The organism is Lactiplantibacillus sp. ME-2 (genome assembly GCF_022549155.1).
Classification (GTDB): domain Bacteria; phylum Bacillota; class Bacilli; order Lactobacillales; family Lactobacillaceae; genus Lactiplantibacillus; species Lactiplantibacillus plantarum.
This window is the reverse complement of record NZ_JAKZEQ010000008.1, coordinates 53648-69087: the sequence shown is the minus strand read 5'-3', so window position 1 is coordinate 69087 and position 15440 is coordinate 53648. Positions and strand designations below refer to the sequence as shown.

Genomic DNA, 15440 nt, shown 5'->3' with positions numbered 1-15440 from the left:
AGATTAACTACTAACCCATTATGTTTGCGCTTTCAATTTACACTTATAATCTAGACCTCCTGCCATTTATTGTCAATAGTTTTTTATTATCATTTTATTTTTCTATTATCAAGAGAACCATTTATTGTTACCATGTATTTTCGCAACACCAGTTGTCACTGTGAATATCGGTGACCTAATCAAGCCCGTGGCCGCCCAACAAAAAAAGCACACCAACAATTCGCTGGCGTGCTTTATTCTTAATTCTACCGTACTAAATTTATGCCTTCACTTTACCAGTCTGGTTAGCGGCATCGATGAATGCCTTGAATAACCCTTCTGGACGGTTAGGCCGTGATAAGAATTCTGGATGATATTGTGAGGCCACGAAGAAGCGCTTCTTTGGTAATTCAATCACTTCGACGAGCCGGTTGTCAGGCGAAGTTCCAGAGAAGACCATGCCCTTAGCAGCCATTGCTTCACGATACTTATTATTGAATTCATAACGGTGGCGATGACGTTCCATCACAACTTCTTCATTGTGATAAGCTTTAGCCGCCACAGTTCCCGGCTTCAGCTTGCAAGGGTAAGCGCCTAAACGTTGCGTTCCACCCATGTCTTCAACGTCTTCTTGGTCGGCCATCAAATCAATAATATTGTCCGGCGTCTTCGGATCGATTTCAGCAGAGTTAGCATCCTTCAATCCAAGTACGTTACGTGCAAATTCGACACTGGCCATTTGCATTCCCAAGCAGATACCTAAGAATGGCACGTCGTTTTCACGGGCATACTTGATTGCCGTAATCTTACCTTCAATTCCCCGATCACCAAAGCCACCAGGAACTAAGATTCCGTCAGCATCGCCGAGTAGTTCTTCGACATTTTCTGGCGTAACATCTTCAGCAGAAATCTTCTTCAAATCAATGTCGGCATCATCCGTATAGCCAGCATGCTTCAATGCTTCCGTCACTGAGATATAAGCATCCTGTAAAGCGACGTATTTTCCGACTAGCGCAATCTTGATGGTCCGTGATAAGTTCTGAACATGATGTTCTAAGTCAATCCATTCACTCATGTCGGCCTTAGGTGCCTGTACATCAAAATGGTCAAGGACGATTTGGTCCATGTTTTGTTTCTGAACATTCAACGGAATTGAATAAATCGTCTTAACGTCTAAGGATTCAATGACTGCTTCTGGTTCCACGTCACAGAAGGACGCAATCTTATTCCGCATTTCCCGCGTAATTGGTTGTTCAGTCCGGACAACTAACATGTTCGGCTGAATCCCATAACTCCGCAATTCCTTAACAGAATGTTGCGTTGGCTTCGTCTTCATTTCACCAGCTGCCCGTAAATATGGGATCAATGTGGTATGGATATAGAAAACATTGTCGGAACCTAAATCACTCTTCATTTGCCGTAGCGCTTCAATAAATGGCAAGGATTCGATATCACCGACCGTCCCACCGATTTCAGTAATCACGATATCGGAATCCGTCGTCGTACCCGCACGCATGATTTTTTCCTTGATAGCGTTCGTGATATGCGGAATCACTTGCACCGTGGCGCCTAAATAATCGCCCCGCCGTTCCTTTTGCAGAACTTCTGAATAAATCTTACCGGTGGTAACATTTGAATATTTATTAAGGTTAATGTCGATAAACCGTTCATAATGTCCAAGGTCTAAGTCAGTTTCGGTCCCATCATCGGTCACGAAGACTTCACCGTGTTGATAAGGACTCATCGTACCAGGATCAACGTTGATATAGGGATCAAACTTTTGAATCGTGACCTTTAAGCCCCGGTTCTTCAATAAACGCCCTAGCGAAGCAGCGACGATACCTTTACCAATGGATGACACAACGCCACCAGTTACAAAAATATATTTGGTCATGTGATAACTCCTTAAAGATTTATTTCGTGGGGTGGTATAAATAAAGAAAGCTCCCTATTTCAACAGAAATAGGGAGCTAATACGATCGTTTGTCTCAGGTATTTCTACCAGAGAGCCCAAATAAGATAATACAAGGAGATTCCCTTTTCGTCAAGGAAAAATCTTGAAAAGCTTATTTCGATTCGTCGTCTTCGTCATCGTAGTCGTCATCATCATCGTCATCATTTAACTCTGATAATTGACCCTCGATACCGTCTGGCAACGTTTCATCAGCAACATCGTCGTCTGTGTCATCAACACCCGCAAGTTCATCGTACTTGCTGCTTGCTGAATCATCAGTATCGTCGTCCTGATCATCATCGTCATCGTAGTTATCGTCATCTTCGGGATCATCGTCATCGTAATCGATCACGTCGTCATCATCCCCGGCATCGGCCAAGAAGGCGTTAACCTTCTTACGCTTCTTGCGCTTTGGCCGATCCTCATCTTCGTCATCGTCCGTATGAATAACGGCTTCGTCAATGGATTCAAATGGGTACCATGCACGCAGGCCCCACATATTGTCACCGAGCGAAATGAAACTACCATCGATATTAAGATCGGTATAAAATTGTGATAAACGCTCCCGAATTTCTTCGTCGCTTTTACCTAAATATGATTGCACAGCGTTGGTCAAGTCGGCAAAAGCCATCACATCACCATGTTGTGATAAGATCGCGTGAGCAACCTCAATTAAAGATAATTCGGACTTTTTTTGTCCATCAAATTGTTTTAGTTCCAAACTGGTGCACGTCCTTTCCACAGTTTATAGTACATAATACCAAATTAGGCCGTGAATTGCAATCGCAACTTGTAGTTACCAAGTAGCTGCTCACCCGCGTATAAATCGTAATCAACGTTCACCTCACCTGAAAATGGCCGTTCACGTAGCCGTACTCGTAACATCGGCGTCACCGTTTCAACAGGTAGCATCCCCATAGGCGTTTGATAATGAGCACGCACCCGTTTACCATTGGAAAAGTGCAACCGAAGTCGGTTCTCCGCACTCCGCGTCAACACGACGTCCCCATTAGCTGCCAGCTTAATCGTCACTGGAATCGGTTCTGGCGCATCATCGTTAACTTCCTTATACCGTAAATAAAACGCGTCACCCATCTGAACCAATTGACCATCGACATCCAGTGCATAGTTCGCCGTATCGTCATCTTGCCGTGCCTGCGTCTCTAAATGAATCGCCACTGGCACACCAGTTGTTAAATCATCCATATTTGGACCTCCTAATATTTCAAAATCACACGCTGAACGCCCGTCTACGATCACCGTGTTACCACACTCGCTATATCCTTTTCAGCGTTCACGACCGCGCGACTCCCATCACGCCCATCGTAAAACTTCCTGTTTAATTATAAGCCATTCATGCCAAAATAACTAAAAATAGGACTAAAAGCGGTCAGCTTAGATCTGCTGGGAAAAGTTCGAACCCGCGTAAACTTTTTGAGTCGGCTGTGTTCCAACAATTGTCCCTCAGCCCCGGAGGTCAAAATAGGCCGCACGTTGCTGACGAACAAAAAGCCAACTAACTTGCACGTTTCATTATCCTATGATGGTATGCTACAGATTAAGTTGATTTGTCTAAGCCAATGCAACGGTACCATTTTTCTAGTATAATTAGTGATGATACGGACAACGGTGGCGGTTTCATCATGAGACATCCCTCGTGCCCGATAACAACGGATAACGGGGTGGCTTTCTTGACGGAATCAACAATTGCAACTTTGAGTCAAAAATACGAACCGGCAGCGATGCTGGATAGTTTTGCGTACACGAACGCCCTGCTGTGGTTAACGGCGGCTCGTCAGCAACCAATCGTTCATTTCTGGCAGTTACAGCCAACCGTCATTCTCGGCCTATTAGACCAACGCTTGCCACGGCTAACTGCTGGCTTAGCACATCTACACGCTGCCGGTTATCAGGTCATGCTCCGTAATTCAGGTGGGCTAGCCGTAGTTGCTGACCCTGGTGTACTAAACGTCTCCTTATTTCTTCCAGCAACTCGTGAACGCTATTCAATTACAGCGGCATATCAATTGATGGTCGACTACGTTCAGGCAGTTTGGCCACAATTAAATATCACGACTGGTGAGATTACACGCTCCTATTGTCCTGGTGATTATGATTTGAGTATTGCCGGTCGTAAAATTGCTGGAATGTCGCAACGGCGCACTGCCGAAGCGCTGGTCATCATGCTGTATGTCAGCGTTGATGGCGATCAGATGGCCCGTAGTCAACTCATTCAGCGTTTTTACCAAGTCAGCTTAGCCGGTCACCATGACGCGCGGTTTCCAGATGTTGATCCACAAGTCATGACGACCGTTGCTGACGCTTTGGCAGCGCCGACTGACACTACCGCTACACAAGCTCGTTTTATAGCCATCCTAGCTCAACATGGGACGGTCGACACAACAAGTTTGCCGTTAGTCACCGAAGAACCTGAATTTCAAGCACACTTAAATCAAGCCTATCAACAAATGCAACGCCGACAACAACGCTTGCATCACTGAAAGAAGGAATTAATTTGGTCTATCGCCAGCAACTATTACCCATGGAGAAAGTCTTTCGTGACCCGGTCCATGATTACATTTATATCCAACATCAAGTCATTCTCGATTTGATCAACACCTCGGAATTTCAACGACTGCGCCGTATTAAGCAACTCGGTACGACCTCGCTGACCTTCCACGGTGCAGAACACTCCCGCTTTGGACATTGCCTCGGTGTTTATGAGATTACACGCCGTATTTGCGATAACTTCGAACGTAACTACCCGACCCAGGCCCCTGGTGACGGTGGTTGGGATGATCACGAGCGATTGGTCGCACTATGCGCCGCCCTGTTACACGATATCGGTCACGGGCCATACTCGCACACATTCGAGCACATCTTTCACACCGACCATGAAGCCCTAACTGTTCAGATTTTGACATCACCTGAAACCGAGGTCAATCAGGTCTTACAGCAAGTCTCACCTGACTTCCCGGCCCAAGTTGCGGCCGTCATTCAAAAAACGTACCCGAATCCCCAAGTCGTCCAGATGATTTCTAGTCAAATCGATGCCGATCGGATGGACTACCTACTGCGAGATTCGTACTTCACGGGTACGAATTACGGTAATTTTGATTTGACCCGTATTTTGCGCGTTATGAAGCCGTATCAAAGCGGCATTACATTTGCGATGGAAGGCATGCACGCGGTCGAAGATTACATTGTCAGTCGCTTCCAGATGTACATGCAAGTCTATTTCCATCCAGTATCACGTTCCATGGAAGTCATCCTAGATCGCCTACTGGAGCGGGCTAACGATCTTTATCAAAGCCACGCGGTCGACGCTGAAGCCACACCAGTGATGTTATTGCCGTTTTTCAATAATAACTTTACGTTACACGATTATTTACGGTTAGACGATGGCGTCTTAAACACTTATTTTAGCCATTGGCGTGATAGCCGTGATCAAATTCTCGCTGACCTAGCAACCCGTTTCTTAGACCGGCGTCCCTTAAAATCAGCACGAGTCGATGCAACGACTCAACCGCTAATTCCAACGTTACAAAAATTAATTGAACAAGCCGGCTTTGATACGCACTACTACACTGACATCAACGACAGTTACGATCTCCCTTACGACGCCTATGATCCTAAGATGAAGAAGCCGCGTACCCAGATTGAACTGCAACAAAAAGACGGTTCCTTACTAGAACTATCCACCGTCAGTGACCTAGTGCGAGCCATCACCGGGAAAGTCTCTGGCGATCAGCGGTTTTTCTTTCCAAAAGAAATGCTCAGCAAAAACGCCGAAAACGATTTATTTAAACCAATTTACCAAGAATTCCAGCAATATATTTTAAACGATCGTCTGGTCGTACCACACTAATTTTGGAGGAATTATTATTATGTCAGTCAAGCTTATCGCCATCGATATGGACGGCACCTTACTCAATGAGCACAGCGAACTAAATCCCGCAACCGTTCAAGCGATTAACGCCGCTAACGCTCAAGGAATCAAAGTCGTCATTTGTACGGGACGACCATTAAGTGGCGTCACGCCCTTTTTAAAGCAACTTGGAATCGCTGGTGAAGATAATTACGTCATTACTTTTAATGGTTCAATGGTTCAGACAATTACTGGTAAGATCATCACAGGACTTACTCTGTCACATGACGATTATATCGACATTGAAACGCTCAGCCGAAAACTCAATATACATTGTCACGTTGAAAGTGAAGACCATATCTACACCGCCAATCGAAATATCAGCCCTTATACGGTCGGCGAAAGTGCACTCGTCAATATGCCGATTCGGTTCCGGACGCCCGAAGAAATGCGCCCAGACTTACCAATCGTCAAGTGCATGTTCATCGATCACGGCCCACTACTGGATGCAGCCATCAAGCAATTACCAGCGTCATTCTCCAAGCGCTTTACCATTGTTCGCTCAGAAGCGTATTTCCTAGAATTCATGAATCCCGCCGCTAGCAAGGGTAACGCCCTAGCCACGTTGACCGACCATCTGAACTTAACTGCTGATGAAGTCATGGCGATTGGTGATCAAGGTAACGATTTGAGTATGCTGCGTTACGCAACCAACAGTGTTGCGATGGGTAACGCCATTGATGAGGCCAAGCAAATTGCCCGTTATGAAACCAAGACTAACGTTGAAGACGGGGTCGCACACGCCATTAACACTTGGGCACTCGCCTAAGCTACTATTTTTCAAACTAATTCAAGCAACGCTAATGGCTCGTTTTTAACGTGCCGTGAGCGTTGCTTTTTTATCACTGTTATGACCGCTACCCAGCGTTTTCTAAACAATCCAGTCAAGCAAAAAAGTGACGATCAGTCATTACCTGATCGTCACTTTTTAATGCTGGTTATTCGAAACTACCAGTTGCACTATTTTCCTTAGTAACACTACCACTATCCGGATAATAACGATAAGTATCCGTTACTGTCTTGGAAGCAGAAGAACTAGACTCATTCGTCGCATAGATTGCGGTAATCTGATAATAAGCACTAGTCTCCTTAGTAATATTAAATTCGGTATCCGAAGTAAACGTAACACCGGACGCATCCTGAAACTGTTTGATGATCGCCGAAGTTGTCAACTCTGAAGAACTACTGCTGGCAGACGTGCTGCTATTCGACGAACTCGTCATCGTTGAACTATCGGCACTAGTACTACTCGTACTACTTGAAGACGTCCTACTATCACTCGCACTAGCCGCAGAACTCGAACTGACAACCGTTGAGCTATCACTACCAGAACTAGTTGATTGCGACGCCTCATAATTCATAATGGCTTGTTTCATTGCCAAAGCTTTTTTCTGTAATTTTTTGATAACCGGATGTGTGGCTTGCACATCATCCAACTTATCAATATTGGCCTTCGCAGTGGCCAAATCATGAATACTTAATTCATCACGGGCAGCGTTATAGTAACCATTGGCTAGCTTGACCGCCTGGTACTGCTTGACGAGCTTTTGCCGAGCAGCAATAAAACTGGCGTCAGTCGTGCCATCATAACTACTTAACGTGTCAAAATAACCCTTTGCTAGACTGAGCTGATTATTATCAAGTGCTTCTTCAGCTTCCTGATAATACTTTAACCCAAGGGCTAACTTTTTGATCGCTGGAGTTGATTCAGAAGCACCCGCTAAAGTCTTCTGGGCAGCGGCAATTTTTTGTTGCGAAATTTGCTGATCAGCTTTGGTTAAAACGGCCGTTGTACTGTTACCAGTTGCGGTCGTTGCCGAACTTGCGGTTACGCCTCCGGTATTTTTGGCACAGCCTGAAAGTGTAATCAATCCGAGTAGGACGATTACAATCAGTGGCCAAGATGATCGATAGGCATGATCCACGGCAAACCCCTCCTTTTTATCATGCTCCATTATACCATTAATCGCAATGTCATTTTTTTCAAAGCTCTGAGTAGCGGCTTTGTTAAATTAACCTAACTAACGCTGCGACATAATAAGCCGCTAAACCAAGTACCACCACTAAGTTGGCCCAGCGATACATCACAATTAAGGCCAAGTATTCCCGAAACATAGCAAACGGTAAATAATACAGTGGCGTGTGCGCACCGATTCCCGTTAGGTTCAGGTGCAGTTGCCGAGCAAAAATATTAGCCCGTAAAACGTGATAGCCACTCGTGACAATCACGGCGCGATAAAACGGTTGTTGCCGCACAATTAATGCGTGCGAAAATTTTAGATTTTCAATTGTCGACGTTGACCGATTTTCTTCTTGAATGGCATCACGGGGGACTCCTTGATCCACTAAGTACTGCCGCATTGCGGTACTCTCCGCCATAACCTCATCCGGCCCCTGACCACCAGAAACAACGATCGTGATTGGTTGATGATAACGCGCCCGTTGCACCCGGTAGTACTTCGCTGCCGCCTGAAGCCGATATGCCAGTGTTCGCGTTGGCTGCCCATTTGGCATCAACCCTGCTCCTAAGACGATCATATAATCGATCTGTCGATGACGTCCTAGTCGGGTCATGACGCAAGCTAATAGATACGCGATAAAGCTGAACGCAAAATACGCCGTCAATAATAACGCTAGGCCTAATAACTGCCACAAGCGTCGCGAATGCCAAACTCCTAAGTTGATTACTGATAAGACCAGCATTATGACTAATACACCACCGACGATTGCTAGCAAGCTGTAATGAAACGCCCAGCCCTCCTTGCGAATCAATCGGTAACTATACCTGACAAAACTAATGCCCACAATCAAAATTACAATTGGCAACAACGTATAAGCCAAAATTTTTGCACCGACCAACATGAATTGCCAAGTAGGACTTGCCTGCGCACTGAATCGATGGTAAGCGCTTAACAAAATACCAATGACTGCAATCAAAAAAAGATGTCCCGTTAACCAATGCCGCCGGTCCGTCAATTGCAAGGTCAACGCACTAGCAAGGGCCAAACTACCCCAATAAAACGGTGTCATCGCAACACCCCCTTAACTTATATTGTAATCATTTTAAGGATTCGTGCTAGTGTTTATGGATAAAAAAAGGACGCCGGTAGCCCGACGTTGGTCCGTTATCCGTTCCGCGCCATCACCTAATTAATGTTGAAGCACGCCAAAACGAAAGATTCGTTGATATACGGCGTCCAGTCCAACCTTGACTAGGTCACAATGCCCACCAAACAACACCTTTACTCTATCACTTTTAGAAATTACTGCAACTTAAAAAGCGTCAAATCAGCAATTGCCAATTTGACGCTTCGTCAATTAATTTTCTTCGTTATGGAAACGATTCTTAAATAATGGACTAACTGGTTTATTTTCATGGATAAACTTGATTGCTTGACCCATTAATTGACCAACTGAAACTTGTTCGATCTTATCGATTCGCTTAGCAGCTGGTAATTCAATTGAATCCGTCACAACTAATTTCTTAATTGGTGACTTTTCAATCCGTTCGATGGCAGGACCAGACAGAACTGGATGCGTACAACTGGCGTAAACTTCAGTTGCGCCCGCATCAACCAGTGCCTGTGCACCTAAAGTAATCGTCCCAGCCGTATCGATCATATCATCGATCATGATGGCCCGCTTACCCTTGACATCACCGATAATATTCATAACTTCGGCAACGTTGGCCCGTGGTCGACGCTTATCAATAATCGCGATTGGTGCCTTCAAGAATTCAGCTAATTTACGTGCCCGAGTCACACCACCATGGTCAGGTGAAACAACCACAGCATTTTCATCCAAGTGGTGGTTCAGGAAGTAGTCAGCTAACAGTGGCGCACCCATCAAGTGATCCAACGGAATATCGAAGAAGCCTTGAATTTGGGCAGCATGAAGATCGAGTGCCAAAATCCGTGTTGCACCGGCTGTTTCCAGCATGTTTGCAACTAACTTAGCGGTAATTGGTTCGCGAGAACGTGCTTTCCGATCTTGACGCGCATATCCGTAATAAGGAATAACCACGTTAATGGTCTTAGCACTCGCGCGACGTAGGGCGTCAATCATGATCAATAGTTCCATCAAATTGTCATTAACGGGAGCGGAAGTTGATTGAATGATATAAACTTGATCACCACGAATACTTTCCTCAATGTTAATGCGAATTTCGCCATCACTAAAGCGATCGACCGAAGTCTTACCCAACTTAACCCCAACGGCGTCCGCGATTTTTTCTGCCAATGGTTTATTTGAATTCAAAGCAAAGATTTTTAACTTTGGATCAAAATACTGTTCTGACATAATTTCCTCCATTCGAAAATTTATTACTTACTAAATAATAGGCATTTTGCTAGTGAAAATCAAGTCCCAACAACAAGGCAAAATTGCGTGAGACTGGGCTGGAAGCACGACTTTCGGCAATCTAAGCCCCTTCGTGATTAAAGATTAAAGTTTCGTGAGCCCCGATTACCGAACAATCTTAGTTAATGAGACCGCTATCAGTTGTAATTGGTACTGACACACGCATTGCACTAGTTATTGTCTTAGTTGGTACTTGACCGCTGCCGTTTCTCGCGTTCAAAAGTAGCCAGTCCTAGAAGTCGGAATAGAGCGCACACCGGCTGACGAACAGGAATCTACTAGACTGTTCAGTTATCTAAACACACTCAGTGGTGCTGATTTAAATAAGTCACGACATCGCGCCCCAAGCGATTCATCCCTTGATATTGTTGGTACTGCTTGCCATTCTGGGCCATGACGACAATGCTATAAGTGCCTTGTTTGGTCTTAAAAATGGCTGCGTCGTTTTGGACACCCTTATCGGGATATTCACCAGTTTTATTATAGACCGTGACGTGTTTAACTAAGTATGGTAGCTTGCTGTGGTTGCGACAGCCCTTAAGTAAGGTCAGCATCTTCTTATCATACGTCTTACCCAATAACTTATGTTGATATGTCAGCGTTAAAAAACGAGTTAGATCAGCCACCGACGTGTAATTATCGCGTCCCCAGCGTAGCGCGTTCGTATCAAGCATATACCGTTGTAAAACCGTCTGCTTGAATCGATAATGCTTAATGGCCGCATTAACGCTCCTGAAGCCCCCCGCACGTTTGATTAACCGGTTAGCCGCGTTATTATCGGAATTATGAATCATTAATTTTAAATCATTTTGATCTTGCTGTGTTAGCCGTAACTTTCGTTGTTGGACCCGTCGATAAATCGTCAGCATAACATAAACTTTGATCGTACTAGCAGAACGTTGACGAGTCATGCGCTGATTTCCCGTTTGCACGGTTAGTTTTCGTCGACCTAATCGGGTCACCTTGACCGACCAGCACCCACCTAGTGATTTCAAATCACGTTGCGCGATTTTTTTAACGGCTGTTTGCTCACTTTTAACGCTAGTTGCGTGTACTGGTAATGCCCAGCTCCAACCACCAAGCAATGCCAGACCACAAACAAGGCCGCGAATCCACTTCTTCGTCTGCATCTAAATGCCTCCAAACTTCCCCGTCCCGTAAACTCCTCGCCAATTATACCAATTTCGTGACTTAATTAAAATCACTCAGTTGCCCTGAACTGACACAGTCAAATCAACTTTGTCCTATTTAGCAGCTAAATAGCCCTTATTACACCACAAGTCACGCCGATGAGCTAACAAAAAGAGACCATCCCAGCAACAACGCACTTGGATGGTCTCTGAATTCAATTATCAATGATAATAATTACATGTTTTCTGGTTCATGTGGTAAGCGGCCCCAGAAGTCAGGCTTGTTCGTCTGACGTGCCCGGGCAATTGCCATATCATGGAAGTTAACATCATCAGTAATGGTCGAACCAGCCGCGATAAACGAGTGGTCAGCCACTTCAACTGGCGCAATGATGTTCGAGTTACTACCAATAAAGGCGGAATCGCCGACATTCGTGTGGTGCTTGTTGACTCCGTCATAGTTAACGAAGACCACACCACAACCAACGTTAATATCTTGACCTAACGTTGCGTCACCAACATAAGTCAAATGGCCGACCTTGGTCCGATTACCGATCTTAGCCTTCTTGACTTCGACAAAGTTACCAAGATGGACGTGTTCACCAATCTCAGCTTGCGGCCGCAAATGGCTATACGGGCCAATGTTGCTGTCAGCGTGCATGATGGAATCTTCCAAGAAGGAAGCCGTCACCCGAACACGATCTTCAATCACCATGTCATGGATCTCGGAGTGCGCGCCGATGAAGCAATCTTCACCAATTGTCGTATGGCCCTTGATCAAGACGCCTGGTTCAATAATCGTATCAGCACCAATCTTAACGCCCGCATCAATATAGGTATCGTCAGGGTTGATAATTGAAACCCCATTTTCCATATGCTGCGCGTTGATCCGTTGTTGCATCACTTTGGTTGCTTGGGCTAGAGCTGCACGGGTATTTACCCCCATTGATTCATCAAAATCATCCATTTGATAGGCGGCGACCACATCACCCTGATTCTTCATGATCTGAATCACGTCAGTCAAATAATATTCGCCCTGTGCATTATCGTTGGTCACTTCATGTAAGGCGGCAAACAACTTCTGATTATCGAAGCAGTAGACTCCCGTGTTAATTTCATGAATTTCTTGTTCTTCCTTAGTCGCATCCTTTTGTTCTACAATCTTTTCAACGATGCCTAACCGATTGCGAACAACCCGGCCGTAGCCTTGAGGATTAGGTGCCTTGGACGTTAAAATCGTGCCAGCGGCACCCTTAGCTTGATGATATTCAAATAATTCTTCAAAAGTTTCAGCTTTAAATAAGGGTGTGTCGCCACTGACGATCAGCGTCATCCCATCCGCATCTTTTAAGAGCGATTCGGCTTGTAATACTGCGTGACCGGTTCCTAATTGTTCCGTTTGAACCGCGTACTCAGTTCGGTCGCCTAAGGCTGCTTCCACATCTTTGGCACCGTGGCCTACAATGGTCACGATATTTGCCATGTGGGTGGCTTCAACTTGGGTCAAGACGTGGTCGACCATCGATTTGCCACAGACCTGATGTAATACTTTGACTAGCTTGGATTTCATCCGGGTCCCTTTACCAGCGGCCATGATGATTGCATTTTTGGTTGTCATTACAAATTACTCCTTAGTCCTCAGATAAGTCCATCATATCAAAAAACTGGTCTGGATAACACACCAGGCTAGACTTCCGCACCGAAAACCTTCTCCAAATAGTTACCAGCAACGACTTTAATCGCCTTGTCACTATCACTCACGTTGGTTACTCGTAATAACGACGTGTAGTCATCGATTAAACGATTGCCAACAAAACTGGCTTCGGCAAAAACGGTGATGCCAATTAAATTAGCATCAAATTCTTCAATCAAGGTCTTCATCCCGTTGATTGTGCCGCCGCCCTTCATGAAATCATCCACGATGAGCACGTTGGCGCCTTCCGTTAGGCTTCGCTTGGAAAGTTCCATCTTCTTGATCCGTTCTGAAGAACCCGAGACATAGTTCACACTAACGGTCGAGCCTTCCGTAATTTTAGAATCATTGCGGACAATCACAAACGGCACGTTTAAATAAGTCGCAACACTTTGGGCAATCGGAATTCCTTTAGTTGCAACGGTCATAACAGCGTCGATTTTTTGATTCAAGTACTGAGTCGCAATCACCCGACCCACTTGGCGCAAAATATCTGGTTGGCCTAAAATATCAGATAAATAAACATAGCCACCCGGTAACACCCGACTCTTGTCGGCAACCTTGGTGGTCATCTCGTCAATAAATTCTTGGGCCTCTTCCTTTAAAATATAAGGAATAAACCGCGCACCACCAGCAGCACCGGGAATGGTTTCCAAGATTCCTGTTCCCCGGGCCTGAAACACTTTCTTCAAAATCGTTAAATCTTCACTGATTGACGACTTTGCGGATGCGTACCGTTCCGCGAAGTATGTCAATGAAACTAATGTATGGGGACGTTCCAACAAATAGCGCGTCATATCTATTAAACGTTCGCTTCTACGTACTTTCATAACTTCCACCTCAACCTAAATCATCATTTTTAAAGTCTATGCAAAATGATAACACAAACGTTCGGAAATAAGCTAATTTTTTCACGTTTTTTTACTAAACCATCGGAATTTCTTAATATGTTTGCCAATTATCTTGTCTGTACAGCTCATATTTGGCGAATTCGAGAACAATAAACTTAGGCAACTTATAACGGAGTAGATACGGAATGTGCCAGGGGAATCCATCATTCACACGACGTAGCGTCCAGAAAGTTCGATTGATTGGTCGCTACTTACACCTAAAAAGCCCAGAACGAGTAATTTTGGAATCGTTCTGAGCTTTCAAGCAATTTATTTTATTGGCTTCTGCTTATTGAATCGTTGTCGTCCCCAAACAATAGGATATAGACAACAGTAATTACCAAATTACCGACTAAACTTTTCTATAAAATAACCGATACTCGGCAATTAGTCCTTGTCGAATATCGGTTATCTTAATCTGACTAATTCATGTTACTTATTGGCCCGGTGCTTACCCCCAACAAATAAGCCATAGTAAATCAAACTGAATAACAAGCTACCGAGTAATGACGATACTAGCCCATGTGTCGTAGTTTGTGTCATCACAGCTAAGATTGCTCGAACAGCAAAGTAAGCTACTGGAATAATAGGGCCAACAAAATTAGATTGATTCCTTTTTCCCAGTAAATAACTCCAGTATCCTAATCCCAGCGTAATTCCTATAATTACTACTCCAATAATTATAATCGTTGCCATTTTTCAACCTGCAATCATTTTTTGCCGTTTTCATACTCTTTTACAATATCTAAAAAATCAGTCCTCTCGTTGGTTTCTCGTGCATAATCTATAATGGATTTCCCAAATGGATCACGCAAACGATAATCTGAGCCCGCCTTTAATAGATAAAAATATAACTCTTCATTTTCCTTAGTATCCAAATCATTATCAAAAACCGCATAAAACAGTGGTACATGTCCATACTTATCAACGCTATTTACATCGATGCCGTTCTCGACTAGTAGTTTCGTAATTTCCATAGCAAACTTAGGATTCGGACGCCATACACAATTGTAAAAATAATGTAATGCGTTTCGATGTTCACTCTTGGTGACAAAGTTAACATCAATACCTGCTTGTAACAAAAAATGAACAATCTTTAACTTTTCCTCAGGATTGTCATCGTTTGTCATTGCCATGCATAATAAATTAAGTCCTTCAAACTTATCAGTCTCATCCACATTGCCAGAATAATAATTTTTAAACTGATCAAATGTTCCATCTCTTACCGCACTAAAAGCATTGTAAACTAGCACACTTTTTACCTCGTTTCATATTTATGACTCCGATTAGCAGACGGAGTTTCTAATCTAGAGTTTTTGGGATTAAATTGAAAATCCTTCAATGTCATCTTCCTATTTTTATATAGATTGAACATTTCCTTATAAGACTTACCCGGTAGATTTCCGAAATCGACCTTTCCTTTTCGGGGTTAACCCGGCTTCCAATGTATCACTTGTTTCGTATTTCGATCAATAAGCACTCCATCTTTAGCTTGCCTATTATATAC

14 protein-coding genes and 1 pseudogene are annotated in these 15440 nt (G+C 44.2%); 3 read left to right on the top strand and 12 right to left on the bottom strand.

Going from position 1 to position 15440, the window contains the following annotated elements:
* Window positions 1-259: 259 nt before the first annotated feature.
* The 3 genes from MMY95_RS04660 to MMY95_RS04650 all read right to left on the bottom strand — a co-directional run bounded on the left by MMY95_RS04660 (window position 260) and on the right by MMY95_RS04650 (window position 3139).
* Window positions 260-1873, bottom strand: coding sequence for a CTP synthase (locus tag MMY95_RS04660; protein WP_003642042.1), 1614 nt, complete (start codon window positions 1871-1873; stop codon window positions 260-262).
* A 172-nt stretch (window positions 1874-2045) separates the two neighbouring features.
* Complete coding sequence (rpoE, locus tag MMY95_RS04655; RefSeq protein WP_003642041.1) at window positions 2046-2654, bottom strand: DNA-directed RNA polymerase subunit delta; 609 nt, start codon at window positions 2652-2654, stop codon at window positions 2046-2048.
* A gap of 44 nt (window positions 2655-2698) precedes the next feature.
* Complete coding sequence (locus MMY95_RS04650; protein WP_003642040.1) at window positions 2699-3139, bottom strand: DUF1934 domain-containing protein; 441 nt, start codon at window positions 3137-3139, stop codon at window positions 2699-2701.
* Window positions 3140-3501: 362 nt separating this feature from the next.
* On the opposite strand from MMY95_RS04650, the gene MMY95_RS04645 reads away from it, so the two are divergent.
* From MMY95_RS04645 to yidA, 3 genes are read left to right on the top strand one after another with little or no spacing between them, the layout of a single operon-like run.
* Window positions 3502-4434 (top strand): lipoate--protein ligase family protein, encoded by a 933-nt coding sequence (locus MMY95_RS04645; RefSeq protein WP_024971479.1) that lies wholly within the window; start codon window positions 3502-3504, stop codon window positions 4432-4434.
* A gap of 14 nt (window positions 4435-4448) precedes the next feature.
* A complete protein-coding gene (locus MMY95_RS04640; protein ID WP_104795534.1) occupies window positions 4449-5801 on the top strand; it encodes an HD domain-containing protein in 1353 nt (450 codons plus the stop codon).
* A gap of 19 nt (window positions 5802-5820) precedes the next feature.
* Window positions 5821-6630, top strand: a complete 810-nt coding sequence (yidA, locus tag MMY95_RS04635) for a sugar-phosphatase (RefSeq protein ID WP_015379810.1) — start codon at window positions 5821-5823, stop codon at window positions 6628-6630.
* A gap of 169 nt (window positions 6631-6799) precedes the next feature.
* On the opposite strand, the gene MMY95_RS04630 is transcribed toward yidA, so the two are convergent.
* The 9 genes and pseudogenes from MMY95_RS04630 to MMY95_RS04590 form a co-directional block, all read right to left on the bottom strand.
* Entirely contained in the window at window positions 6800-7786 is a 987-nt protein-coding gene (locus tag MMY95_RS04630; RefSeq protein ID WP_053267165.1) for a hypothetical protein, read from the bottom strand.
* 82 nt (window positions 7787-7868) lie between these two features.
* Window positions 7869-8891 carry a YdcF family protein gene (locus MMY95_RS04625; RefSeq protein WP_003646506.1) on the bottom strand — a complete coding sequence of 341 codons (1023 nt, stop codon included), beginning with the start codon at window positions 8889-8891 and terminating at the stop codon, window positions 7869-7871.
* A 288-nt stretch (window positions 8892-9179) separates the two neighbouring features.
* Complete coding sequence (locus tag MMY95_RS04620) at window positions 9180-10160, bottom strand: ribose-phosphate diphosphokinase (RefSeq protein WP_003643830.1); 981 nt, start codon at window positions 10158-10160, stop codon at window positions 9180-9182.
* A 365-nt stretch (window positions 10161-10525) separates the two neighbouring features.
* Window positions 10526-11350, bottom strand: coding sequence for a serine hydrolase (locus MMY95_RS04615; RefSeq protein WP_241277523.1), 825 nt, complete (start codon window positions 11348-11350; stop codon window positions 10526-10528).
* A 235-nt stretch (window positions 11351-11585) separates the two neighbouring features.
* Window positions 11586-12968: a bifunctional UDP-N-acetylglucosamine diphosphorylase/glucosamine-1-phosphate N-acetyltransferase GlmU gene (gene glmU / locus MMY95_RS04610; protein ID WP_003642031.1), complete on the bottom strand. Its 1383-nt coding sequence runs from the start codon at window positions 12966-12968 to the stop codon at window positions 11586-11588.
* A 68-nt stretch (window positions 12969-13036) separates the two neighbouring features.
* Window positions 13037-13873, bottom strand: a complete 837-nt coding sequence (gene purR / locus MMY95_RS04605; protein ID WP_003642030.1) for a pur operon repressor — start codon at window positions 13871-13873, stop codon at window positions 13037-13039.
* 492 nt (window positions 13874-14365) lie between these two features.
* The gene (locus tag MMY95_RS04600; RefSeq protein ID WP_003642029.1) at window positions 14366-14629 is read right to left on the bottom strand and encodes a hypothetical protein; all 264 of its coding nucleotides are present in this window, start codon (window positions 14627-14629) and stop codon (window positions 14366-14368) included.
* A 14-nt stretch (window positions 14630-14643) separates the two neighbouring features.
* Window positions 14644-15186, bottom strand: a complete 543-nt coding sequence (locus tag MMY95_RS04595; protein WP_003646503.1) for an ankyrin repeat domain-containing protein — start codon at window positions 15184-15186, stop codon at window positions 14644-14646.
* 5 nt (window positions 15187-15191) lie between these two features.
* A pseudogene (locus MMY95_RS04590) lies at window positions 15192-15347 on the bottom strand (GH-E family nuclease); the annotation flags it as partial.
* Window positions 15348-15440 lie beyond the last annotated feature (93 nt).